The sequence below is a fragment of the Nonomuraea sp. ZG12 genome (genome assembly GCF_052068115.1).
Classification (GTDB): Bacteria; Actinomycetota; Actinomycetes; order Streptosporangiales; family Streptosporangiaceae; genus Nonomuraea.
In genome coordinates, this window is sequence record NZ_JBQHCW010000005.1 from 358,855 (window position 1) to 381,606 (window position 22,752).

18 protein-coding genes are annotated in these 22,752 nt (G+C 71.8%); 7 read left to right on the forward strand and 11 right to left on the reverse strand.

Annotated features, from left to right (window positions below; all coding sequences use genetic code 11):
- Positions 1–12 precede the first annotated feature (12 nt).
- Positions 13–2,808, reverse strand: coding sequence for an ATP-binding protein (locus ACTMTF_RS18310; RefSeq protein WP_441111759.1), 2,796 nt, complete (start codon positions 2,806–2,808; stop codon positions 13–15).
- Between the two features lie 125 nt (positions 2,809–2,933).
- On the opposite strand from ACTMTF_RS18310, the gene ACTMTF_RS18315 reads away from it, so the two are divergent.
- Positions 2,934–4,202: an FAD-binding oxidoreductase gene (locus tag ACTMTF_RS18315; protein ID WP_441111760.1), complete on the forward strand. Its 1,269-nt coding sequence runs from the start codon at positions 2,934–2,936 to the stop codon at positions 4,200–4,202.
- Between the two features lie 9 nt (positions 4,203–4,211).
- On the forward strand, positions 4,212–4,868 hold the full coding sequence (locus ACTMTF_RS18320; RefSeq protein WP_441111761.1) for an alpha/beta fold hydrolase: 657 nt from the start codon (positions 4,212–4,214) through the stop codon (positions 4,866–4,868).
- Between the two features lie 120 nt (positions 4,869–4,988).
- Here ACTMTF_RS18320 and ACTMTF_RS18325 read toward each other — a convergent pair whose 3' ends face one another.
- From ACTMTF_RS18325 to ACTMTF_RS18340, 4 genes are all read right to left on the reverse strand, one after another.
- A complete protein-coding gene (locus ACTMTF_RS18325; RefSeq protein WP_441111762.1) occupies positions 4,989–5,654 on the reverse strand; it encodes an AIM24 family protein in 666 nt (221 codons plus the stop codon).
- A 44-nt stretch (positions 5,655–5,698) separates the two neighbouring features.
- Entirely contained in the window at positions 5,699–6,361 is a 663-nt protein-coding gene (locus tag ACTMTF_RS18330) for a sensor domain-containing protein (RefSeq protein WP_441111763.1), read from the reverse strand.
- An 83-nt stretch (positions 6,362–6,444) separates the two neighbouring features.
- Entirely contained in the window at positions 6,445–7,662 is a 1,218-nt protein-coding gene (locus ACTMTF_RS18335) for a CU044_5270 family protein (RefSeq protein ID WP_441111764.1), read from the reverse strand.
- Positions 7,663–7,697: 35 nt separating this feature from the next.
- Complete coding sequence (locus ACTMTF_RS18340) at positions 7,698–8,252, reverse strand: RNA polymerase sigma factor (RefSeq protein WP_397007603.1); 555 nt, start codon at positions 8,250–8,252, stop codon at positions 7,698–7,700.
- Positions 8,253–8,375: 123 nt separating this feature from the next.
- Here ACTMTF_RS18340 and ACTMTF_RS18345 point away from each other — a divergent pair, with 123 nt between their 5' ends.
- Positions 8,376–8,990, forward strand: a complete 615-nt coding sequence (locus ACTMTF_RS18345) for a TetR/AcrR family transcriptional regulator (protein ID WP_441111765.1) — start codon at positions 8,376–8,378, stop codon at positions 8,988–8,990.
- A 43-nt stretch (positions 8,991–9,033) separates the two neighbouring features.
- On the opposite strand, the gene ACTMTF_RS18350 is transcribed toward ACTMTF_RS18345, so the two are convergent.
- From ACTMTF_RS18350 to ACTMTF_RS18370, 5 genes are read right to left on the reverse strand one after another with little or no spacing between them, the layout of a single operon-like run.
- Positions 9,034–11,796: a DUF5682 family protein gene (locus ACTMTF_RS18350; RefSeq protein ID WP_441111766.1), complete on the reverse strand. Its 2,763-nt coding sequence runs from the start codon at positions 11,794–11,796 to the stop codon at positions 9,034–9,036.
- The gene (locus tag ACTMTF_RS18355) at positions 11,793–12,908 is read right to left on the reverse strand and encodes an ATP-binding protein (protein WP_441111767.1); all 1,116 of its coding nucleotides are present in this window, start codon (positions 12,906–12,908) and stop codon (positions 11,793–11,795) included. Before ACTMTF_RS18355 ends, ACTMTF_RS18350 begins: the two co-directional genes overlap by 4 nt.
- A 13-nt stretch (positions 12,909–12,921) precedes the next feature.
- Positions 12,922–14,283 (reverse strand): vWA domain-containing protein, encoded by a 1,362-nt coding sequence (locus ACTMTF_RS18360; RefSeq protein WP_441111768.1) that lies wholly within the window; start codon positions 14,281–14,283, stop codon positions 12,922–12,924.
- On the reverse strand, positions 14,280–15,716 hold the full coding sequence (locus ACTMTF_RS18365) for a hypothetical protein (RefSeq protein WP_441111769.1): 1,437 nt from the start codon (positions 15,714–15,716) through the stop codon (positions 14,280–14,282). The genes ACTMTF_RS18360 and ACTMTF_RS18365 overlap by 4 nt, the downstream gene beginning before the upstream one ends.
- Positions 15,716–16,222 (reverse strand): hypothetical protein, encoded by a 507-nt coding sequence (locus tag ACTMTF_RS18370; protein ID WP_397007615.1) that lies wholly within the window; start codon positions 16,220–16,222, stop codon positions 15,716–15,718. The genes ACTMTF_RS18365 and ACTMTF_RS18370 overlap by 1 nt, the downstream gene beginning before the upstream one ends.
- A gap of 239 nt (positions 16,223–16,461) precedes the next feature.
- Between ACTMTF_RS18370 and ACTMTF_RS18375 the strand changes: the two genes are divergently transcribed.
- On the forward strand, positions 16,462–17,205 hold the full coding sequence (locus ACTMTF_RS18375; RefSeq protein WP_441111770.1) for an intradiol ring-cleavage dioxygenase: 744 nt from the start codon (positions 16,462–16,464) through the stop codon (positions 17,203–17,205).
- A 7-nt stretch (positions 17,206–17,212) separates the two neighbouring features.
- Here ACTMTF_RS18375 and ACTMTF_RS18380 read toward each other — a convergent pair whose 3' ends face one another.
- Positions 17,213–17,773 (reverse strand): hypothetical protein, encoded by a 561-nt coding sequence (locus ACTMTF_RS18380; protein ID WP_441111771.1) that lies wholly within the window; start codon positions 17,771–17,773, stop codon positions 17,213–17,215.
- Positions 17,774–18,010: 237 nt separating this feature from the next.
- On the opposite strand from ACTMTF_RS18380, the gene ACTMTF_RS18385 reads away from it, so the two are divergent.
- The 3 genes from ACTMTF_RS18385 to ACTMTF_RS18395 all read left to right on the forward strand — a co-directional run bounded on the left by ACTMTF_RS18385 (position 18,011) and on the right by ACTMTF_RS18395 (position 22,619).
- Complete coding sequence (locus ACTMTF_RS18385; protein ID WP_441111772.1) at positions 18,011–18,583, forward strand: hypothetical protein; 573 nt, start codon at positions 18,011–18,013, stop codon at positions 18,581–18,583.
- Positions 18,584–18,660: 77 nt separating this feature from the next.
- The gene (locus ACTMTF_RS18390; RefSeq protein WP_441111773.1) at positions 18,661–19,371 is read left to right on the forward strand and encodes a hypothetical protein; all 711 of its coding nucleotides are present in this window, start codon (positions 18,661–18,663) and stop codon (positions 19,369–19,371) included.
- Entirely contained in the window at positions 19,368–22,619 is a 3,252-nt protein-coding gene (locus tag ACTMTF_RS18395) for a helicase HerA domain-containing protein (RefSeq protein WP_441111774.1), read from the forward strand. The genes ACTMTF_RS18390 and ACTMTF_RS18395 overlap by 4 nt, the downstream gene beginning before the upstream one ends.
- Positions 22,620–22,752 lie beyond the last annotated feature (133 nt).

Genomic DNA, 22,752 nt, shown 5'->3' on the forward strand with positions numbered 1-22,752 from the left:
AGAACGCTAGAGCTATTGAGACCGTTCGGTCAAATATGCGCCGAGCTCGGCCCGGCCCTCGTCGGCGCGGGCGGGCAGCAGGAGCAGGGTGCAGGCGCGCTCGAACCGGGCGCCGATGCGTTCCCAGCCGTCGACGGCGGCCTCCAGGGCGGCGGCGTCGCCGTACAGCCTGCCCGTGGCTCGGGACAGGCAGGCGGCGGCCCAGTCGTTCTCCCGGCCGGCTTCGGCCGCCGCGGCCAGCCGCTGACCGGCGTCGGGGAGCTCGGCGACGACGGCCAGCTCGGCGCAGGCGGCGGTGGCGTACCTGTCGAACAAACCGGGCACGAACCCGGCCGCGGCCCGCTCCACCAGCCCGGCCACGTCACCGGCGGACCGGCCGGTGTGCACGGCGACGCGGGCGTCCACGAACGCGACCAGCGCCGCGTGGCCCGACGACGCGGTGACCTGCCCGACCGTCAGCGCCCGCGCACGCCAGGACCTGTACGCCTCCTCCTCGCCGAGCAGACCGTGCGCGAGCGCCACCGAGCACAGCGCGTGCGTCATCCACCTGCCCGGCGGGCCGTCCATGCGCGCCTGGCCGTCCCACATCTCGGCCGCCCTGGCCAGCGCCTCCTCGAAGTCGCCGGCGAGCACCAATGGCGTGACGAGCCTGCTCCTGGCGAGCGCCGGGTGGCTGCCGGTGACGTCGTCGCGCATCGCCATGCCCGCGAGGTCCAGGGCCTGCCGCAGGTCGCCGGCGGCGATGGCGTACACCGTGGCGACGTGCAGGGAGTCGACGATCTCGATGCCCGAGCGCGGGTCGTCGCGATCCATCGCGTCCAGCAGGGCTAGGCGCTCCCTGGCCAGCCGGAACGCCTCCCGGGGGTGCCCACGGCGGGCCGCCGCCGAGACCACCGCGTCCAGGGCGGAGCTGACCAGCACGGGGTCGCCGGTCTCACGGGCCGCCGCCAGGGCCTGCTCGCTGGTGGCGGCGTCCGTACCGCTCCAGGCGACGGCCGCCGCCACATGAGCGGCCACGAACGGGTCGTCCGGGTCGCCGGCGGCTGCCGCCTCCTCGGCCAGCGTGTCCAGGCGCTCCTGCGGCACCCCGATGCCGGCGCCGAAGCCCGGGTGCCGCCTGGCGATCACGGCGGCGCGGGCGAGCGCGACCGCCCGCGCGTTCCCGTCACCGGCCGCCGCCGCCCGCTCGGCGGCGGCCAGCTGCAGCTCGACCGCCTGCCCGGCATCGGCGAACGCGAGCGCGCACTCGGCGGCGTCTGCCAGGTCCTGAGCCGCCTCCGCCGCTCCCGTCGCCAGCCTGGCGGCCTGCCGATAGTGCGCCAGCGCCTCGCTCAGGAACCTCCGCCCATAGGTGAGCCGGGCCAACGCCCGAGCCAGCCGATGCGCCAACGTCTGCGGGCCGTCGGGCGCCGGCCGCGTCTGCCGGCCGTCCGGTGGGGGCGTCTGCGGGCCGTCCGTCAGATTCGGGGGTACGTCCGCGCTCACGGACGCCTGTGCAGCCACCAGCGCCGCGCGCAGGTCGTCGGCCACGGTGTCGAAGGCGTCATGCCGGCCACCGTCCGGGCTCTTCGAGGACGCGAGGCGGACCAGGGCTTCGGCCGTCGTGGCGGCCCAACGCAGGTGACGATCCTGGAGGGCGGGGCGTTCGCCGCTGTCGTCGAGCCGTTCGGCGGCGAACGCGCGGACCGTCTCCAGCAGCCGCCACCGGCCGGCGTCACGCGCGACCAGGCTCTTGCCCGCCAGCCGGCCCAGGACGTCGGCGACCTCGGCACGACCGCCGGACACCACGGCGGTGACCGCGTCCAGGTCGAAGCCGCCGGTGAAGACCGCCAGGCGGCGGAACAGCGTACGCTCGTCGTCTTCCAGCAGGTCGTGGCTCCAGCCGAGCACGGCACGCAGCGAGCGGTGCCGCTGGTCGACTCCCCGCCCGCCGGCCAGCAACCGCAGGTTGTCGTCGAGCGCCGCCAGGAGGCCGCCGGGCCCGAGCGCGGCGCTGCGGGCGGCGGCGAGCTCGATCGCCAGGGGAAGCCCGTCGAGCCGGGCGCAGATCTCCACCGCCTCCCCCGCGTCGACGGCGAAGCCGGGGTCGGCGGCGGTCGCGCGGTCCAGGAAGAGCCGCACCGCGTCGGAGGACAGCGGCAGCGGCTCCACGGGCACCAACCGCTCGCCCGGCACGCCCAGCCGCTCCCGGCTGGTCACCAGGGCGCGGGTGCCGGGGCAGCGCGACAGCAGGCGGTCCACGAAGGCGGCCACCGCGTCGAGCAGGTGCTCGCAGTTGTCCAGGACCAGCAGCGCCCGGTCCCGGCCGAGCCGGTCGGCGATGGCGTCCTCCAGCGGCTGCTGCGGCCGTTCGGACACCCCGAGCGCCGCCGCCACCGCCTCCGCGACGAACGGGTCACGCACCGGCACCAGGTCCACGAACGCCCCGCCGTACGGGAAGGAGCCCGCCGCCGCCACCGCCAGGCGGGTTTTCCCCACGCCGCCCGGCCCCACCAACGTCACCAGGCGGGCGGACTCGAACGCGGCCATGACCGCCGCGAGCTCCGCGTCCCGGCCCACGAACGTAGTGCGCGCCGTGGGCAGGCCCGCCACCTCCCCGGACGACGCGGCGACCTCCTCGGCGAGGGCCGCCAGCTCGCGCCGGTCGGCGACGCCGTACTTGCGCAGCAGCGAGGAGACGTGGCTCTCGACCGTGCGGATCGAGATGTGCAGCCTGCTCGCGATCTGCGCGTTCGTCAGCCGCGCGCCGAGTGCTGCGAGCACCTCCGCCTCGCGCCGCGACACCCCACCCGCACCTGACACCGTCACATGCCACATCATCGCCCACCCATGGACGTACGTGTTTTTCCGTGGTGGATCCGTGGTGAACACGGATGTCCGCGACACCCCTCCCGAAGGAGCCTGATCTCAGCCGAAACGAAGGGGTCAAGACGATGAGCCAGCAGCTGGTGGACCGGGCGCGCAGGATCGACGGGTTCCGTGGAGCCGTGCACGTGCCGGGTGACGAAGGGTACGAAGAGGGGCGTAAGTCGCTCAACCCGGCGGTCGACGCGCGGCCCGTCATGGTGGCCGAGGCGGCCGGCCGCGACGACGTGCGGGCCGCCGTGGTCGCCGCCGCCGAGCACGACCTGCCTCTCGCCGTGCAGGCGACCGGCCACGGCACGCACGTGCCGTCCGACGGCGGCATCCTGCTCAGGACGTCGCTGATGGACCGGGTCGAGATCGACCCGGTCAGGCGAACCGCCCGGGTGGGGCCGGGCGCCCGGTGGGGGCAGGTGCTGGCCGCCGCCGCGCCCTACGGCCTGGCGCCGCTGTCGGGCTCGTCGCCTCAGGTCGGCGTCACCGGCTACACGCTGGGCGGCGGGGTGGGGTGGCTGTCGCGCCGGTACGGGTTCGCCGCCGACAGTGTGCTGGGCGCCGAGGTGGTCACCGCCGGCGGCCAGGTCGTGACGGCCGACGCGGACGGCCACGGCGACCTGTTCTGGGCGCTGCGGGGCGGCGGCGGGAACTTCGGCGTCGTCACGTCCCTGGAGTTCAAGCTGTACCCGGTGGCACAGGTCTACGCCGGTATCGCCTACTTCCCGTACGAGGTGGCGGGCGAGACGCTGACCCGCTACCGGGACTGGGCCGCGACCGCGCCCGACGAGGTGAGCACCGCCGTGATGCTGACCGCCATGCCCGACGGCCGTCGGGTGCTCGGCATCAAGGCGATGTACGCGGGGCCGGCGGAACTCGGCAGGCAGGCGCTGCGGCCGCTGTGGGAGACCGCCGGACCGGCGCTGGTGGACGGGATGCGGACGATCGGGTACGCCGACGCGGCGATGGGCGGCACCCCCGCCCGCTACCTGAACTTCTTCGACGCGCTGCCCGACGAGGTGATCGGCACGCTGGTGGAGACGGGCACGCACGCGACCGTGGAGATCCGGCACTGGTCCGGTGCGATGGCCGCACCCGGTCCGGACGCCGGCCCCGTGGGGCACCGCGACGCCCCCTTCTCCGTCATCGTCGACCAGCGCACGCCCGAACTGGCCGAGACGCTCGGCCGGCACGGCACCGGCGGGACGTTCCTCAACTTCCTGCTGGACAGCACCAGGGTGCACGCCGCCTACACGGCCGCCGACCACGCGCGGCTGACCGCCGTGAAGAAGGCGTACGATCCCGGCAACGTGTTCCGGCTCAACCACAACATCGCGCCCCGGTGACGGCCCGCCATGGGCATGGTCAGATCGTGCGACGGGACCGCGATCGCGTTCCGCCGGTACGGCGCGGGACCGGCGATCGTGCTGGTCGGCGGGGCGGCCGAGCGGCTCGCGGCGCTGCTGGCGACCGGCTTCACCGTCTACCGCCCCGACCGCAGAGGGTTCGGTGACAGCGGCGACACCGCGCCGTACGCGGTGGCCCGCGAGGTGGAGGACCTGGACGCGGTCATCGACGCGGCGGGCGGCTCGGTGTCCATGGCCGGGCTCGGCTCCGGCGCCGTCCTGGCCCTCGAAGCGGCCCGCCTCCTACCCGGCATCACCAGGCTGGCGCTCCACGGGCCGACGCTGCGCCCGCGCCCGGACACCCCGGACAGGCTCCTGACACACCTGACCACCCCGGCCCGCTCGGGCGCCCCCTGTACGGGCTTCGCGGCCACCCGGTGGTCCTGCGTCTCCATACCGACGCTGATCCTCGACGAACACCCGACCGGCACCGGAACCGACGACTCGACCGACGGCGAGAAGCTGGCAGCCCTGCTGCCCGATGGCCGCCACAGGACCGTGCCCCACCTGGAGCCCGCCGCCCTCGCCCACCACCTGGCGGAGTTCTTCAGGGCGAGTACGCGGCCACCATGCCGGCGATCACTCCGGCGGCTCCCAGTGTGGTGATCGCGGTCCCGGCGGTCAGCGCCGCCCTGCGGCCTCGCCGTACTCATCACGCAAGGATGCCGACCGCCACCTGGCGGTTGGCTTGCAGGTGACTTCGGAGGGTCCGGGGCCCGCGTTCGGTCAGGAAGCCTTGACGACCGGCACGCCCTCGCTCGCCTGCACCAGGACGAACCCCTGCCCCTTGAACGCGAGCTGCATGGCCTCGCCGCTGCCGCGGCCGATGAGCGCGCCGGCCTTCATGGTCCGGTTGACGCCGACGTGCAGGCCGGTGCTCCAGCAGACGGCCGACTGGCCGTCGGCGTAGGTCGGCATCGCGGCGGCGTCGAGCAGCACGGGCGTGCCGTGGGTGGTGACGGCCACCCAGCCGGTGCCGTTGAGCGTGGTGTTGAACAGCCCGCCCGCCGCCATCCCCGCGCCCTGCACCCGCTGGATGTCCCAGGTCAGCTGCGGCTGGAAGGCCAGCAGGTTGCGCCCGTTGACGGTGAGGCCCTCGTTCTCCAGGTAGAACAGGTGGATGTCGTCGGCGTTGTCGGCGAGATAGAGCTGCCCCTGGCCGCGCACCCGCATCAGCGACGCGCCCTCGCCCGTCATGGCCTTCTTGAACAGCTTGCCGATGCTGCCGGAGCCTTCGTAGTCGAAGTCCATCTGGCCTTGGAAGGCGACCATCGAGCCCTGCTTGGCCAGCACCTCGTCGGGGAGTTGCACCCGGAGCATCTTGCCGTTCTGCAGGGCGAAGCCGGCGGGGAGCTGCTGAGCGTCCATGTTGCCGAAGAATGAGCTGCGCACGTTCGACCCTTTCGAGAGCGTTCCGGACCCTCCACGATATGAGGTCAGAACAGGTCGGACGCGGGCGTGTACGTGCTCATCGTGCGCCGCGGCGGGTAGCTGGGCCGGGTGAGCAGCGCCTGGGCGACGGCGGCCTTGGTCAGCGCGACGCCGCGCAGCACCGGCAGCGCGGTCACCGCGAACAGCAGGCCGACGGCGGTGTTGAAGACCACGGCCAGCACCGGGCCGTCACCGAGGCCGAGCAGGCTGGGCAGCCCCCGGAAGGTGACATGGTCGGCGAGGAACCACACGTAGAGCGGGGACGCCAGCCCGGCGATGGCCCCGGCCCACCAGGTGACGGTGACGACGAAACCCGCCACCGCGACCGGGAAGGCGATGATGGCGTGCAGCAGGTCCATGACGGCCTGTCCGCTGGTCAGCGGGTTCATCACGCGCCGGAACCAGCCTGCCGACGCCGGGGCCTCGGTGTAGTCGGGCCGCTCCACGGGGGTGTCGAGCACGCCGGGCAGCGCGGCTCGCTCGAGGTCGGCGAGGTTGCGGGCCACGAGGGCGGTCGCCGCCAGGATGGGCAGGCCGATGAACGTGACCATGCTGCCCACCCCGGCCGCGACACCGGTCACGATCAGGCAGAAGGAGATGATCGCCAGGGGGAAGGACAACAGCAGATAACGGGAGTCGGCGGCGATGCGGTGCGCGAAGGTCGTCATGGTGGCAACGCTACGAGCGGAAGAGCTCCGGATCTCTCCCGCTCACTACCGTCCTCAGGTAGGGGCAGCCCTACCCGCCGAGGTCAGGGGCGCTCGCCGAGCCGATCGACCCAGGCGGTCTCCTCCAGGGCCACCCGCAGCAGCGGCGCCGGGTCTCCCACCTCCGCGACCTCGTACTGCAGCAGTCCGGCGGAGTCCGGATCGATGATCAGCCGGTACTCGTACCGCTCACCGTCTGCGGTGGTCTCCTCCGTCATCAGGGCGGCCCCGGTGCGCCCCTTCGCGTCGGCGACCTCGCCCTGCGAGGTGATGCCCTTCTGACCGGCCAGCACCCTGAACAGCGCCTCCCGCGTTCCCGGCGTGATCGGCGCGCCCAGCAGGTCCACGCTCGTCTGCCACAGATAGACGGGGAAGGTTCCCTTTTCGCCCTGTTGCGCCTGGTAGAGCTGGCGCAGCTTGCGTTCCAACGCCTTGCTGTCGGTGGGCAGTTCGTCCACGTTGCGCATGTTCAGGGAGGGGTTGGCGATCGACAGGATCCGCTCGGTGTCGTCCTCGTTGCTGGATGGACGGGGACGCAGGTCGGGGCTGCCCGCCTGCCGCCATTTCGCCTCGTCGGCGGGCGAGCCGAAGGAGACCTCCTGGTCCCGGCCTCGCTGGGTGCGGTTCTTCATGCCCGGCAGGCGCGGGCGCCACGACTCCGTCGAGTCCGCGACGAAGGCGGCGTACGGGAGCGTCGCGGTCTTGAGCTTCACCAACCGCCGCTCGAACTCCCGCTCGGCGGCCCGGAGCTCGTCCGGCTTGTCCTTGAGCGCCTTCCGGCGCCGTTCGAGCTCGTCGACCAGGGACTGGACGCTCGCGTGGTACTCGCTTTCGACGTTGTGCACGCGCTGGAAGGTCCGATCGCGTACGTACCAGTAGCGGCCGGAGCCGGCCGGGGTCCGGGTGGCGCTCTCGGCCGCCGCGAGCAGCACGGTGTGGGCGTCCAGGGTGCGGCTCTCCGGCGGGCGGGTGCTGGAGGCGGTGGGCGAGACGGTCGAGGTGATCGCCTGCGGGGGCGTACCGGAGTCTCCCGGCCCCGGCACGATGACCACGGCCGCGGCCACCCCGGCGGCCAGCGCGCCCACCAGGATCAGAGGCCGCCTGCGCCGTGCGGCCGCGGGCCTGGTGGTGGCGGGCGGGGTGGCTGCGGGCGGGGTGGCGAAGGTGGCGGCCAGGTCGGCCGCGCGGCGGCGCCTGTACGTCTCCTCGGTCAGCTCGTCCAGCCCTTCGGGCTTGAGCTGGGCGAACATGCGGTCGTTCATGTCTTCCTCCTCGGGGGATCGGCCGGCGCTCGGCATCAGGCCTCCTCGACGAACCGCTGCCGGGCGGCGGTCCGGAGGGGTGGCGTGGCCGATCTCGACTGCGCGAGCAGCGCCTTGCCCAGGCGCTTGCGTGCGCGGTGCAGCCGGACGCTGTACGTACGGGTGGAACAGCCCATGACGGCGGCGGCCTGCTCGGGCGGCAGGCCGTGCCAGGTGGCCAGGGCCATCGCCTCCACGTCCTGCTCGGGCAGCGCGGCCAGCACGGCGAGCGCGAGTTCCCTGTCCACGACGTGTTCGGCGACGTCCCAGCTCACCCGGTCCCGCTCGGTGGTGAGAGCGGCGACCCGGTCGAGCAGGGCCCGCAGCCGGAACCGCGAGTCGCGCTGCTTGGCCAGCAGGTTGCGGGCGACGCCGAGCAGCCACGGCAGCGCCGGGTCGGGCAGCTCGGCGATGCGCCGCCACGCGATCAGGAACGTCTCGCTGCACACGTCCTCGGCCACGACGCTCTCGGCCCGCAGCAACGCGTAGCCGAGCACGGCGCGATAGTGCCGGTCGTAGAGCTCGGTGAATCGTTCTTCGGGATCGTTCACAAGCAGTAGTCCTCCGAGGAACCCCAGGATTACCGCTGACACCGCATCTTTTCCGGCGAACCCACAGGGAAGCACCGTCAACCTTATGCAAGACGGAACGTTCTATCTGCTATAATCCGGGCAATGGTGCAGAACACTCGAGGTCAGGTGTCCGAAGCGCGATCACGGCTGCTCGGGACCGCCACCCGGCTCTTCTACACGGAAGGGCTCCACTCCGTGGGGATCGATCGGATCGTCGCGGAGGCGAAGGTGACCCGCGCGACGTTGTACCGGCACTTCGCCGGCAAGGACGAGCTCGTCGTCGCCTATCTCCAGGCAGCCGACCAGGCCCTCCGCGAACGGGCCGGCGAGGCCGTCCGCAGCGGCCGACCGGCGGCCGACATCCTGCGAGCCATCGCCAGGTCGATCGCCGAGGACATCGGGTCACCCGGGTTTCGCGGATGCGCCTTCCTCAACGCCGTGGCGGAGTATCCGGACCCCGAGCATCCCGTGCACAAAGCCGTCCTCGCCCACCGGCAGTGGTTCCTGCGCACCATCACCGACCTGCTCGCGCAAACCGGAGAGACACCGCCCGAGCCCGCGGGCCGGCATTTCGTCATGCTGCGCGACGGCGCGATGGCGGCGGGCTGCCTGACCGACCCGGCGGCGGTCTGCGAGACGTTCCTCGAAGGAATCGAGGGCATCCTGCGGTTCCGCACCGGCCCCACGGCTCCTCGGCCCAGGGCGGAAACCGCCTGAGCGCTACGGACCGTGGGGCCTCCTCCTCGCGGATCCCGTTCTGCTACGCGCGCAGCAACTCCGCGACCGCCTCCACGGTGCCGGGATGCCGTGCGAGCAGCGCGCCCGCCTCCCCCGGAGCGGCGGGGACGGCCTGGCCGAGCGGTTGCCAGTCGCCGTCGCAGCCGAGCAGCCCCGCCACCGCGTCGATCGCCGCCGGATGCGCGGCCAGCAGCTCGGCCACCGGCCCACCGGAGGCGGCGGGCCGGGCTTCGGCACGCGGCGCGGGCTGAGCCGTCCGCGCCGCCGTCCACGGCGGCACCCAGGCGTCCACGGCCGCCAGAGTGGCCGGGAACGTACGGCCGGCCTCGCGGATGAGCACGGGCACCAGCTCGGGCGCCTCCTGGCGCAGGGTGGTGATCAGCAACGGCAGCCACGGCAGCAGCACCTCGTCGGGCAGCCGGGCGAACGCGTTGGAGACGACCTCGACCACGAACGGCGTGAGCGCGGGCGCGGGTTCGAGCGCCTGGACGAACCCGCTGATGTACTGCGGGAACGCCGGGACCACGAGCGGGTTGGCGAGCAGCTCGTCACAGCGTTCGCGCAGCTCGGCCAGTGACAGCACGCCGAGCTGGAACTGGGCGCCCCACAGCAGCGCGACCTTGCCCGGAGTCTCCGGATGTGACTGCCGCACGGCGATCTCGAGCTGGGCGCGGTCGCAACCGAGGGACAGCGCGAGGCTCTCCATGGACGACAGGAACCCCAGCATGGCGGCCACCTGCCGCACCCCGATGTCCTCGGCCACGAAGGCGGTCGGCAGCAGGGTGCAGTAGTGCGCGTAGCCGGTGGTGACGAAGCGCTCGCACCAGGCCGGCAAGGCGGGCTCGGTGGCGCGGTAGTGGGCCAGCAGCCTCCGGATCCTGCGCAGCACGTCGGGGGCGTCGTCCACGGTCCGCTCGGCGGCCAGCAGCTCCACGGCCCGCGCGCCGAGCTCCTCGGTGAAGCGGCGGCTGCCCAGGAACAGGATGGAGTCCTCGACCGCTTCGAGCGCGACGGCGGCGGTCGCCTTCGGCTCCCACACGCTGCGGCGCAGCCGCTGCTCCAGCACCTGCTCGACGGTGACGCCCTCGTAGCCGAGCTCGATGAGCGCGCGCTGGTGGTGGCCGAGCGCCACGTCCCAGCTCTCCTGGATCGACCGCTCACCCAGCCGGCGACTGCCCATGATGGGCCGTACGGCTCCGTCGGGGAGCAGCCGGACCAGGAGCCACAGCAGGTCCGAGCAGGACGCCAGGCCCGGATCGGCGTTGAGGTCGAGCAGCGCGCGGTGCACGGCGCGCTTCTTCAGGTCGAAGCCGAGCGGCGCGAGCCGGTCGTAGACGTCCTGGGCCAGCGGCGGCAGCGCCTGATAGCCGACCTCGCCGATCCGGTCGCCGCCGAGGAGGATCTCACACAGGCGGCGCACGTCGCGACGGCCCGGCACCGTGTCCTTTTCGATGCAGGTGACCGCGGCGTCCTGGAAGTCGTACGGGGTGGGACGCGCCCTGTTGCGCATGCCGGCGAGCAGGATGGAGGTCTCGAACACGGCGATGGCGTCGGCGGTGCTGGCCAGATAGCCGTTGCGGCGGGCCAGCCGGACGATGTCCACGCACCAGCCGAGCAGCTCCGCCTCGTCCAGCTCGTCCAGGGCGGGCGGCCTGGACAGGAAGCCGGACAGCCGGTCGGCGAGCGGTTCCCGCTGGGCGGGCGTCCGGGTGGGCGTCTTGCCGGCTCGCGCCGGGCGCTTGGACTGCTGCCCCTTGAGCTCGAACGGCTTGACGCCGCCGCGTGACACGGCCTTGGCGAAGGTCGCGGCGGCGATGGACACCGAGCCGCCGGCCAGCCCGAACTGCTCCTCGATGGCCGAGTGGCTGGACGGAACGAGGCCGTACAGCCAGGTGGTGGCGGTACGGGGGGTGATGTCGAACTCCTTCCGCTCCGCCGCCAGCCCGAACTGCTCGACCCGGCTGGCCGCGTGGAAGGCGCCGCACACGTACAGGCATCGCTCGGGGTCGGCGCCCGAGGTGGCGAGGTGCTCGCGCATCCGCGTCCACATGTAGCGCTCGCGGTCCTCGTCGCGGGCCAGCCGCCCGGCGTCGTCCGGCCCGAGGCGCCTGAACAGGCTGCCGATCAGCACCATGACCTGGCGGTAGGTGTCGTAGTCGGCGCCCGCCAGCGGCTGCTCGACGTACTGGTCCCACCACTCCGACCAGTGCCGGACCTTGCCGTGGTGCAGCAGGTGCTCTTCGAGCTCGGCGAAGCGGGGACGCAGGTCGCCGATCTCCACGCCCACCGCGTCGGCATGGGCGGGCTGCTCCTGCGGTGACCACTGGAAGACGTGGTCGGCCGAGCGGTCCACCAGCACCAGCTCGACGCCCGGCGTGTCGAGCGCGTAGGCGATGGCCTGGTACTCGGCGGACGCCTCGGTGATCGGCGCGATGACGCTGAGCGGCCCCCAGCTGTCCGGGAAGCCGTCCAGCTCGGTCGCGAACGCCTGCAGCGCCACCGGCAGGCGGCAGTTGCGCAGCTCGTCCAGTATCGGCTGCAGGTCCTCGCACAGCTCCAGGTAGATGACCTCGGGCTGCTTGTCACGCAGCCGCCGCGCCATGGCCAGCGCCGAGCCCGGCGAGTGGTGGCACACCGGGAAGATCTCCAGCTGTTCGCCCAGCGCCCGGTCGACGTCGTCGACCATGCCCGACAGGATGCCGGACAGCGCGCCGGGCGCGCCGGCGAAGGCCGCCGCGGCGTCGTGCAACTGCTCGCGCAGGGCGGCGAACGGGCTCTGGGTCATGACAGTGTGGCGATCGCCTGGCGGCCGCCTTCGAGGAAGTCGACCCACTCGCCGCCGTCCTTCTTGCTGCGGGGCTCGATCACGCCGTGCCAGTACTTGTTGAGGATGGCCAGGTCCTCCGGCTGGCGACGGGCCAGCGAGCCCACCAGCGAGCCGGCGAGCGTCGCGGCGCGCAGCGTGCGGTCGCCGAAGAAGTTGCTGTGCAGGATCGCGTCCTCCAGCACACCGATCTGCTCGGCCGTGGACAGCGCCGACTCCAGCTTCTCGTCGTCGCTCTGCGCCGCGGCGGCCGCGGCGCGCAGATCCGCGAAGCTCTGCAACAGGATGTCCAGCAGCGTCGGCGGCAGCTCCAGCTCGATGCGGTGGCGGCGCAGCAGCTCCACGGTACGGAAGCGGACGATCTCCGCCTCGCTGCGCTTGTTCGTCACGACCGGGATGCGGACGAAGTTGAAGCGCCGCTTGAGCGCCGACGACAGGTCGTTCACGCCACGGTCACGGCTGTTGGCCGTCGCGATGATGGAGAAGCCCGGCTGGGCGAAGACGATGTTGTCGTCGTCGAGCTCGGGGATGGAGACGTACTTCTCCGAGAGGATGGAGATCAGCGCGTCCTGCACGTCGCTGGTCGACCGGGTGAGCTCCTCGAAACGGCCGATCACACCCCCCTCCATCGCCGTCATGATCGGCGAGGGGATCATCGACTCGCGCGACTGCCCCTTGGCGATCACCATGGAGACGTTCCACGAGTACTTGATGTGGTCCTCGGTGGTGCCCGCGGTGCCCTGGACGACCAGGGTCGAGTTGCGGGAGATGGCGGCCGACAGCAGCTCGGCGAGCCAGCTCTTGCCGGTGCCCGGGTCGCCGATCAGCAGCAGGCCGCGGTCGGAGGCGAGGGTGACGATGCTCCGCTCGACGAAGCTGCGGTCGCCGAACCACTTCTGCGGGATCTCCCGGTCCAGGCCGTCGGCGCGCTCGGAGCCGAGCACGAACAGCCGGACCATGCGCGGGCTGAGCCGCCAGGAGAACGGCTTGGGGCCGTCGTCGATCGACTCCAGCCAGTCGAGCTCTTCTGCGTACTTGACCTCGGCGGGGGCACGCAGCATCTCGTCGGTCATTTTCCGGGGTCTCCTAGTTGAGGAAGCTCTTGAGCTCGAACACGAGTTTGCGGATGTGGCCCGAGATCACGGGCGTGCCCAGGTCCTTGAGCTTCTGGCGGAACCAAGGGTCCACGCTCTGGCTGCCTGAGCTGTTGACCGACCCGACGGGGATGAACTTCACGCCTGACCGGTGCACTGCCTCGAACTCACGCTGCAGGTCCCGGTTGTCGTAGAAGTCGGAGATCCACACCATCGCGGTGTTACGCGGGTCGAGAATCTTCGGGCGGGCCTGGGCCATCGCGACCACGCCGTTCGTGCCGCCGCCGAGTTGGGTACGCAGCAGCACCTCGAACGGGTCGTGCACCCATGGGGTCAGGTCGAGCGCCCGCGTGTCATAGGCGATCAGATGAACGTCCACCTTGGGCAGCCCGGCGAAGATCGACGCCAGGATGGTGCAGTTGACCATCGCGTCGACCATCGAGCCCGACTGGTCCACGACCACGATCATCCTGGCCGGGGTGGTGCGCTTGGCGGTGTGCCGGTAGTACAGGCGGTCCACGTACAGGAGCTGGTCCTCTGGGCTCCAGTTGGGGAGGTTCTTCCAGATCGTCCGCTCGATGTCCAGGTTGCGGAACACCCGCTTCGGCGGCACCGACCGGTCGATGGTGCCCGCGCTGGTCTGCTGCACCTGCGTGCGCAGCACCTCGGCCACCTCGTCGACGAACCTGCGGATCAGCGCCTTGGCGTTGGCCAGCGCGACTCCGGACAGGTTGTGCTTGTCGCGCAGGAGTTGCTCGATGAGGGACATGCTGGGGGTGAGCTGCCTGGCCAGCGCCGGGTCGGCGAGCACCTCGCGCAGCCGCATCCGGCGGACCAGGCCGCCCTCCAGGTTGCCCAGCACCCCGGCCAGCTCGCCATGGCCGTCGCCACGGCCGGGCCCATGACCGCCACGGCTCGGATGGGTGCGCAGCTCGCCCGGCTGGTGGCCGAGCGCCCGCTCGAACCAGCCGGCGTCCTGCTGCCACCTGGCCAGGTCGGTGGCGGTGACGTTGCCCTGGCCGGTCGCGAACAGGTTCAGCAGGAGCTTGGCGGCGAGCGCCGCCGTGCGGGCCCGGTCCCTAGGCAGGCCGCTCTCGTCGGCGGTCATCAGGCCGTCGAACTCGGCGGCCAGCTCGGGGAAGCGCTGCACCAGGTTGTCGACCGACACCGACGGGTCGAGCAGCGCGGTGGGCAGGCCGAGGTCCTCGACCACGGCGACGCTGGCCGCCTCCAGGGACGGCTGCTCATCGGTCTCGAACACGCGGGCCAGCAGCCGCCAGAGCAGCACTTGCCGCCGATTCTCCTCAGCCGTGGTGACCGATCGTGGCGGGGTCGTCGGTTCTGATGTGGTCATCGGCGCAGCAACCGTCCGGCTCGTTCGCGCAGGACCGACACCGCGTCGCCCGCCCTGGCCAGTGACTTGACCACCTTGGGATCGGTGGGCCCCTGCGCCCAGTCGCCGGTGTGCTCCTCGACCGGCTGTTTCTTGACCGTGCCCTGGATCGCCAGCGGCTGCAGCAGCCACCGGCCGGCATCCCAGCGCAGCAGCCCGACGCACGCGGTGGAGACGGCCATGAGCTTCGGCGTGAGCGGGCCCGAGGAGGGCAGCCGATCGACGGCCACGGCCAGCTCGTGGCCGTCCAGCGAGATGCTGTCGCCGGTCTTGGCCGTGGTGTAGCCCTCCACGAACACGGGCTCGGCGATGCGCGCCGGATGCCGGTCGAGGGGCGGTGTGGCCGGAGCCAGTGCGCCCGCGAGCATGACCCGGGCGGTGGCGAACGGGTCGGCCGGCCCCTGCAGGGCGGCCCGATCCTCCTGCCACACCAGGTCGCCGCTACCCAGCAGGGGCATGTCGGTGATCTCCACCGATCGCCGCCCGGCCAGCGCGCCCGTCAGCACGGGGTAGTCCCCCAGCAGCGACCACATCGCCGGGCCCACGATCGTGTCCACCTTGCAGGCGGAGACGGCGGCCCGCACCACCTTGGGCTCGCCGCCGACGGGCTCCAGCACCGCGTGCACCTGCGCCTGGATGACGGTCGCGTGCTCGTGTACGTCCACGCCGAGGATCAGCAGCCGGCCCGAGACGAGCGCCGCAGGGTCCGGGGCGCCGAGCCAGTCCGGCTCGGCCAGCAGCACGGCCCGCGTCCACAGGTCCGCCCACCGGCGCACCGGGAGCTTCTCCATGGCCGCGACCGGGGACGACGCCCTCAGCTCGCCTGCCAGGCCGTCGATCAGCACGGCGAGCCGCCGCGCACCGGGCTCGGCCAGCACCGCCTCGACCGCCTGATCAGCGGCGGCGGCCAGGTCGTGCCCGACACCCCGCCAGCCGGTGATGGCCAGCTCGTGCAGCCACGACCGACAACCGGCGAGCAGATTACCCATCGCCGGAGCCGCCCCGGAGGCTTGCGCAGCGGAAGGCGCTTGCGGCGCGGAGGGGGCGGCGGGCGGGGGCTGCCATGGGGGTCTGGTTCGGCCCAGGGAGTCGTCCAGGTGGGTCAGGAGGGCGTCGTGGGTGGCGCCGAGGAGGGCGGCTCGCGCTCCCGCCAACGCCGTCAGGTGCTCACCCGCCACCGAACCGGCGATGATCTTGTCGGCCGCCTCGCGGGCCCGGTCGCCGAGCGGCGTGGCCGCCACGGCTCCGGCCAGGCCGGTGACCGCCTGCGCGCCCCGCTCGTCCAACCGGCCGAGGCCGTTGGCGAGCGTCTCGTCGAAGGCTGTCACCAGCTCCAGGGCCTCCGCCACACCAGGCGGGTCCTCGGCCAGCGCGGCCAGCTGCACCGCGAGCATCAGCGCACCGCCCCGGAGGCCGGGAACCAGTGCAGCTCGGGCAGCGGCGCCGTGGTGGCGGGCAGCTCCAGGTAGGCCAGGTGGCGCAGGAAGCGGCTGAACACGACGGCCGCCGGGGCCGGCTCGTGCTGCCCCGCCCCGATGCGATGCCGCAGCTCCCCCGCCTCGGTGACGCTATCGGGGTCGGCGACCCGCAGGTAGCGGGCGACCCGCTCGGTGCCGTACTGCACGACCGCCTCGTCGATCAGCGACCGCAGGTGCTTGCAGTGGGCGCCGATCAGGCCGCCGCACTGCCGGTTGTTGTTGGTGCTGCAGTTGTAGGCGTGGGTCCCGGCGGCGATCGAGGAGACGTACACGCGCTCGATGTCCGAGCCGCTCGACACCACTCCCTGCAGGCGCCCGTCAGCCAGCTCGACGAAGGGGACCTTCGCGAGCTTGCGCGGCTGGAGGGGCGGCACGACCTGCGTCACGCTGCTCTGCTCCCACGCGGTTGGGTCCGCGTTCACGATCCTCGACCTCCAGCACAAGACAGCTCGGGGAATGCCACCGGCACGGCGGCACCTGCACGTACGGCTGATCAATGATCCGGAAATGTACCGGATGCGACCGACAACAATGGGCCGTTCCTGATCTTCGACGAGATGCGTACGCCGTGCGCTGCTCGCGACCACCGGGTCATCATCTTTCGCCGGATTTTAAGGGTGTATTTCCTAGCATGGGGCTCCTCCTAACGAAGCGAGACGTCATGCCGCACGATCACGAAGGACAGCGGGTCAGCAGGCGCAAGCTGATCGCCGGCATCAGCTCCCTGGGACTCGGCGCCCTGCTCGCCGCCTGCGCCCCGGACGCCGCCCCGGCCACCTCCTCGACCGGGGCCGTGGTGACGCCGCGCGCCACCACGGCCAAGGACCTCACCTCCCTGTTCGACCAGGCCGGCACCTGTACGCTCAGCCCCGCGACCACGGCCGGCCCCTTCTACTTCGACGCGGACCGGATCCGGAGCGACATCCGTGAGGACAGGCAGGGGTTACGGCTCCGCGTCGCGATCAAGGTGCAGGACAGCGAGACCTGCGAGCCGCTGCGCGACGCCGTGGTGGAGATCTGGCACTGCGACGCGGCAGGCTCCTATTCGGGCACTGAGTCCCAGGACGACGAGCGTTACCTGCGCGGCGCCCAGGTGACCAACGCCGACGGCATCGTGGAGTTCACCACCATCTGGCCGGGCTGGTACCAGGGCCGGACCATCCACATCCACGCGATGGTGCACTTCACTGACGTTCGCGTGCTCACCACGCAGGTGATGTTCGACGAGGCGCTCAACACCGAGGTGCTCGCCCAGGCCCCCTACACCGACCGCCCCGACCGCGACACCCGCAACGGCGACGACGGCATCTACCGCGACGACATGCTGCTCAAGGTCACCAAGGACGACGACGGCTACCTCGGCGTGATCGTCTTCGCCGCCGACTCCGACCGGGACGGCGCCTGACCTCCGATCAAGCCGCTGCCCTGCGCAGCTCGGCGAGTTGCATCCAGGACAGTACGGCGCTCCCGCCGAGCAAGGTGATCCCCGACAGCACCCCGCTCACGAAGGGCACCCACTCCAGCGCGGACGTGCCCGCCATGACGAACCCGGCGATGCCCAGCACCGTCGGGGCCACCCCCGGCACCAGCATGCTCGGCGCCTTCCACACCGGTGCCAGCGCGACGAAGTGCGCGCCGACGACGAACGCGATCCAGGCCACGTTCACCTGCTCCGGCACCCCAAGCGCGCCCAGCACCGGCAGCCCGCCGAACAGCAGGACCACCTCGACACCGACGATCACCAGGTAGGCCTTGCCGAACATCGGCCCGCCCGCCTGCCCGCCCTGCGGCACGGCACCGGTCTTGATCATTCTGCCTGCCGTCATATATACGAAGATCACGAACATGAGGGCCAGGACCGCCGCCACCCGCAGCAGGGTTCCCACCAAGGACGGCAGCGGCTCGTTCGCGTTGATCGCCACGAAGAGCATGCCGAATACGGCCCCAACCAAAAGCCCGATAAGACGTTGCATGACCCGCGACTTTACCGACCGCCTCGGGATGCCATCAGCGCCTCCCGAGGGGACCGTCGCCTTGAGGCGACGGGTGAATCGCGAGCGGGAGGGCTTGCCCTTCGCCAGGCTGCGCAAGCGACTTAGCGAGAAGCCGCTCTCTTCAGTGAGCGGAGGAGTCACATCGGGTGACAGCGTTGGCGGGCGGCGTATAGCGTCGCAGGGTTGTCAGAGTCGGCATACCGAGGGCGGCGAGCGGTGCGTTCCTGGACGGAGTTACCCGTCGGCAGGGTCGTGCGGCTGGACGGCGCCGACGCCGAAGCCGTCGCCCTGGCCATCGACCCCCTCCCCGCGGGCGCCCCCGCGATCGTCACCTACACCTGCACGGCGGAACGCTCCATCACGTCCCTGATCGCCGCCGTCCTGACCGAGTTGGAGGCGGCCGCCGCGGCCCTGTTCCCCGCATGGCTGCCCGGTGCCGAGGGCGTCTCCGGGCCCGGCGGCGCCGGCCTGCCCGCCGTACGCGCTCTCGCCCGGCGCAAGGCGGCGGACGGCGAGGACTTCGGCCCTTTCCTCGCCGGGCTCGCGGAACGGGCGCTGACCGGGCGGCCCGGCCGGTTCTCCCCCGAGATCAGGGCCGCCGGGCTCGCCAGGGTGCTGGCCGCCAGCTTCGGCCGGTCACACACGTCCCTCCTGGTCCGGGTCCCCGAGGGGCTTACGGACGCGGCGCAGGAGGTGCTGGCCGCAGGCTGCGAATGGCTCGCCCATCGCGGCGGCTTCGGCGTTTCGCCGGTTACTCCGTGCTGCGCTTCACCGATTCCCAGGTGCTGACCGATACCCAGGGCGTGCTCCGCCAGATCGAGCTGTTCCTCCGGGACCGGCGTCGTGCCACTCAAGAAGGATGAGACATGTCAGAGCAGAAGCTGTCGCTACCCGATTTCACGGCGCTGGTCGTCCTGGCCGTGGCGGCCGGAGAGATCTCCAACAACGACCTCAAGGAGCGCTTCGGCCTGACGATCGACGGTAAGAAGCGGATCAAGCTGAACGAGCTGAAACTGGTGGACAGCTGGAAACAGGGCCGCCAGTACGTTCATATGCTGACCGACCAGGGCTCGGCCCGCCTGGCCGAGGACCTGAGCGAGGGCTCGGTGCCGGCCCTTCCCGGCTCGGCGGGAAGCATCGCCCGCGCGCTGCTCGGCTGGCTGCCCCTCTACCTGCGGCACTCCGACCAGCGACTCGCCGACGTCTTCCAGCCGTACGACGACGCACCCGAAGATGCCCGGTCCGGGGGCGCCGGAGATGCGGCGTCCAGCGACGCACCGACCGATTTCACCCCGAGCGGGATAGCTCAGCCGGAGGATCTGGAGGCGAGTGTCCGGGCCGCCTACGCCGAACTGGCGCCCCGGCCGGGCTCCTGGGTGGGGCTGGCCAGGCTGCGGCCGCTGCTGGGCGACGTGCCGAGAGGGCAGGTGGACGAGACGTTGATCAGGATGGAACGTCTGCCTGACGTGAACATCGTCCCCGAGTCCAACCAGAAGACCCTCACCCCTGGCGACCGCGAAGCCGGGGTGATCATCGGGGGGCAGGAGAAGCACCTGCTGTGGATCGGTGGGGCATGACAGACGCCAAGGCGCTCACCGCCCTGAGCTTCAACTACACCGAGGGCGCCGACGACGTGTGGCGCCCCTCCCCCTTCCATGTGGAGGGCCTGCACGGCGGCTCGTCGAAGATCCTGCTCGACGGCCTGGCCGAGGCACGCGCCCAAGCGGACGGCAGCCCTGTCGGCGTGGTCGTGCAGGGCCAGCGCGGCACCGGCAAGACGCACCTGCTGGGCTGGCTGCGCGAGATGACCCAGCGGGAGGGCGGCTACTTCGTGCTGGTCGGCCTGCTGGACGCGAAGGGCTTCTGGGAGAGCACCGTGGTGTCGATCCTGGACAGCTTCTCGCGGGTGGGCGAGGACGGGGAGTCGCAGCTCAGGGTGTTCCTGTCCCGCCTGGCGTCGTCCGTGGACGTGTCGCGGATGACCCGGCGGGCGGTGACGGGCAGGAAGGACGTCACCCGGGAGGAGCTGGACTCCTTCATCGGCGCGCTGCGCCGCCTCGACGAGCAGGTCGGCAGGTGGTGCCAGGACACCGCGCGGGCGCTGGTGCTGTTCGCCTCGGCCGACATGGGGATGCAGGACATCGGCGAGGCGTTCCTGTACTCGATGCCCGAAGGGGAGCCCGGGGAGCGGGCCCGATGGGGCATCCGGCCCGTCGACAAGACGCCGCAGGAGATCGTCAGGGACATCTCGCGGCTGCTGGCGCTCACCGGGCCGACCGTGGTCGCGATCGACCAGATAGATCCGCTCATCGCCCAGTCGTCGGCCGCGACCGATTCCGCCCTGTCCCCGGCCTCGCCCGTATCCGGCGTGGTCCTCGACGCGGGCGGGAAGCTGCTGCTGGAGCGCATCGCGGGTGGCCTGATGGCACTGCGGGAGGCCTCACGCAGGACGTTGACGGTCCTGTCCTGCCTGCCGAACAGCTGGGCGCTGATCCAGCAGGAGGCCGTCGACACGGTCCGCGACCGGTTCAGGGAAGCGGTCCAGCTCATGACCATCCCCGACGCCGACACCGCTCGCGAACTCGTCGCCAGGCGGTTCGAGGCGCAGTATCGGGCAGCGGGCGTCGAGCCGCCGTATCCGACCTGGCCGATCCGGCCTGAGGCCTTCGAGCGGGTCCCCGGCATGACCCCTCGGCAACTGCTCATCGCGATCGAGGCGCACGTCAGGTCCTGCGTGCGGGACGACGAGGTCAGGGAGCTCGCGACCTTCGACGGCACCGCCGTAAGGGTGCCGTCCGCCCAACCGACGGGGCCGGAAGCGCTCACCGAGTCGGTGGCGCAGGCGGTGATCGAGCTGGACGCCCGATTCGCCGCGTTGCGGGACGGGCGGCAGCCGCCGACGATCGACGGCGCGTCCGAGGACGTCCTGATGCCCGCACTCCTGGCTGCGGGCCTGTCGGCGTGGATCGCCGCGCAGGGCGAGAACGGCCTGGCCTTAAACGTGGACCCGCCGCCGAGCGCCAAACCGCCCCTGCACGCTCGGTTGCGCCGGATTCTGGACGAGTCCACCGAGGACGAGGAGCACTGGGCGTTCCGGGCGGTCACCGCGAACAACGCCATCGCGGCGCTGAACCGTATCCGCAAGGCGTCCGTGGCGGCCGGGCTGGACGCCGAGGTGCCCAAAAGGCGGCTCTTCCTGCTACGCAACCGGGACTGGTCGAACGGAGAGCGCACCCAGGAGGTCGTCGCGGCGTTCGAGCGCGCGGGCGGGCGGAGGCTGACCTTCAACGGCGACGACCTGCGCGTCCTGTCCGCGCTCGACGAACTCCTCGCCGAGAACCCGCCCCACCTCGACACCTGGCTGTCCGTACGCGATCCGGCGGGCGACGTCAGCTTCCTCAGAGAGGCCCTGACGAAGATCTGGAGCGTTCCCACCACGCCGACGCCGCCCGCCGCCCCGGCGAAACCGCAGGACCGTACGGACGATCCGGGCCGGGCGCAGGACCGTACAGTCGTCTTGCCCGCGACCAGCGGACCGCGGTCGCCCTTCCCTACGGCGGGTCGGGGAACGGCGGGTGGGGGGCAGCGCGACGAGGGACCGAGCGTTCCTGTCGGCAGGCGGATGGCCACCGGAGCACAGGTGAGCGTGCCGTTGGAGGCGCTCAGGAAGCACACGGCGATCTTCGCCGGCACCGGCTCCGGCAAGACCGTGCTGATCCGGCGGCTGGTCGAGGAGTGCGCGCTGCAGGGCGTCTCCGCCATCGTGCTCGACCCGAACAACGACCTGGCCCGCCTGGGCGACCCGTGGCCCCAGCCGCCGCACGGGTGGCAGGACGGTGACGAGCGGAAGGCGGCCGACTACCTGGCGGGCACCGAGGTGGTGATCTGGACCCCGAGGCGAGGGGCCGGCCGCCCGCTGAGTTTCCAGCCGCTGCCCGACTTCGCGAGCGTGGCGGACGACCCGGACGAGTTCACCGAGGCCGTGGAGGTGGCGGTGGCGGCGATCGCGCCACGGGTCAAGCTGGAGGCCAAGACCGACAAGGCGCAGCGTGGGCAGGCCGTGCTCAGGAGGGCGCTGGCGCGCTACGGCCGGCGGGGCGGCAGGAATCTCAGGGGCCTGATCGAGCTGCTGGCCGACCTGCCGGACGGGGTGAGCGAGCTGGCGAGCGCGCCGAAGATCGCGGCTGAGCTCGCCCAGTCGTTGACCGCCGCGATGGACAACGACCCGATGTTCGGCGGCGGTGGCGAGCCGGTGGATCCGGGTCTGCTGCTGACTCCGTCGGAGGGGCGTCGGGCCAGGGTGTCGGTGATCAGTCTGGCGGGGCTGCCGGGCGAGGAGCAGCGGCAGAGCTTCGTGGGACAGCTCCAGATGGAGCTGTTCGCCTGGATCAGGCGGCATCCGGCGGCTGACCGGCCGTTGGGCGGCCTGTTCGTGATGGACGAGGCGCAGACTTTCGCCCCGTCGAACGGCCGGATCACGCCCGCCACCCGCAGCACGCTGGCGCTGGCGTCACAGGCCAGGAAGTACGGCCTGGGCCTGGTCTTCGCGACCCAGGCGCCGAAGGGCTTGCACAACCAGATCCCCGGCAACGCCGCCACGCAGTTCTTCGGCCTGTTGAACGCCTCCGCGCACGTCAACACGGCCAAGGAGCTGGCCCGGGCCAAGGACGGCGACACTCCGGACATCGCCAAGCTGAGCGCCGGTGAGTTCTACGTGGCGCTGGAGGGCCGCTCCTTCGACAAGGTCCGGGTGCCGATGTGCCTGAGCCACCACCCGAAGGCGCCTCTCACCACGGAGGAGGTCATCGCCCGAGCGGCCAGGTAAGGGGGAGAGCGCTCTCTAAAGCGATTGCCAGCGCCGCCACACGTTACATCCCAAGCTGAAGCGGCTCTTGACAACGCTTCCTGACAAGGCCAATCTCCTTTTCAGGGAGCGCTCCCCCCACGCTCCCCGAGAC

Excerpts from the sequence above, each read along its gene's own strand:
- ACTMTF_RS18315 (WP_441111760.1), top strand. The coding sequence starts at position 2,934 with ATGAGCCAGCAGCTGGTGGACCGGGCGCGCAGGATCGACGGGTTCCGT.
- ACTMTF_RS18320 (WP_441111761.1), top strand. The coding sequence starts at position 4,212 with ATGGGCATGGTCAGATCGTGCGACGGGACCGCGATCGCGTTCCGCCGG.
- ACTMTF_RS18330 (WP_441111763.1), bottom strand. The coding sequence starts at position 6,361 with ATGACGACCTTCGCGCACCGCATCGCCGCCGACTCCCGTTATCTGCTG.
- ACTMTF_RS18335 (WP_441111764.1), bottom strand. The coding sequence starts at position 7,662 with ATGAACGACCGCATGTTCGCCCAGCTCAAGCCCGAAGGGCTGGACGAG.
- ACTMTF_RS18345 (WP_441111765.1), top strand. The coding sequence starts at position 8,376 with ATGGTGCAGAACACTCGAGGTCAGGTGTCCGAAGCGCGATCACGGCTG.
- ACTMTF_RS18350 (WP_441111766.1), bottom strand. The coding sequence starts at position 11,796 with ATGACCCAGAGCCCGTTCGCCGCCCTGCGCGAGCAGTTGCACGACGCC.
- ACTMTF_RS18355 (WP_441111767.1), bottom strand. The coding sequence starts at position 12,908 with ATGACCGACGAGATGCTGCGTGCCCCCGCCGAGGTCAAGTACGCAGAA.
- ACTMTF_RS18360 (WP_441111768.1), bottom strand. The coding sequence starts at position 14,283 with ATGACCACATCAGAACCGACGACCCCGCCACGATCGGTCACCACGGCT.
- ACTMTF_RS18365 (WP_441111769.1), bottom strand. The coding sequence starts at position 15,716 with ATGCTCGCGGTGCAGCTGGCCGCGCTGGCCGAGGACCCGCCTGGTGTG.
- ACTMTF_RS18375 (WP_441111770.1), top strand. The coding sequence starts at position 16,462 with ATGCCGCACGATCACGAAGGACAGCGGGTCAGCAGGCGCAAGCTGATC.
- ACTMTF_RS18380 (WP_441111771.1), bottom strand. The coding sequence starts at position 17,773 with ATGCAACGTCTTATCGGGCTTTTGGTTGGGGCCGTATTCGGCATGCTC.
- ACTMTF_RS18390 (WP_441111773.1), top strand. The coding sequence starts at position 18,661 with ATGTCAGAGCAGAAGCTGTCGCTACCCGATTTCACGGCGCTGGTCGTC.
- ACTMTF_RS18395 (WP_441111774.1), top strand. The coding sequence starts at position 19,368 with ATGACAGACGCCAAGGCGCTCACCGCCCTGAGCTTCAACTACACCGAG.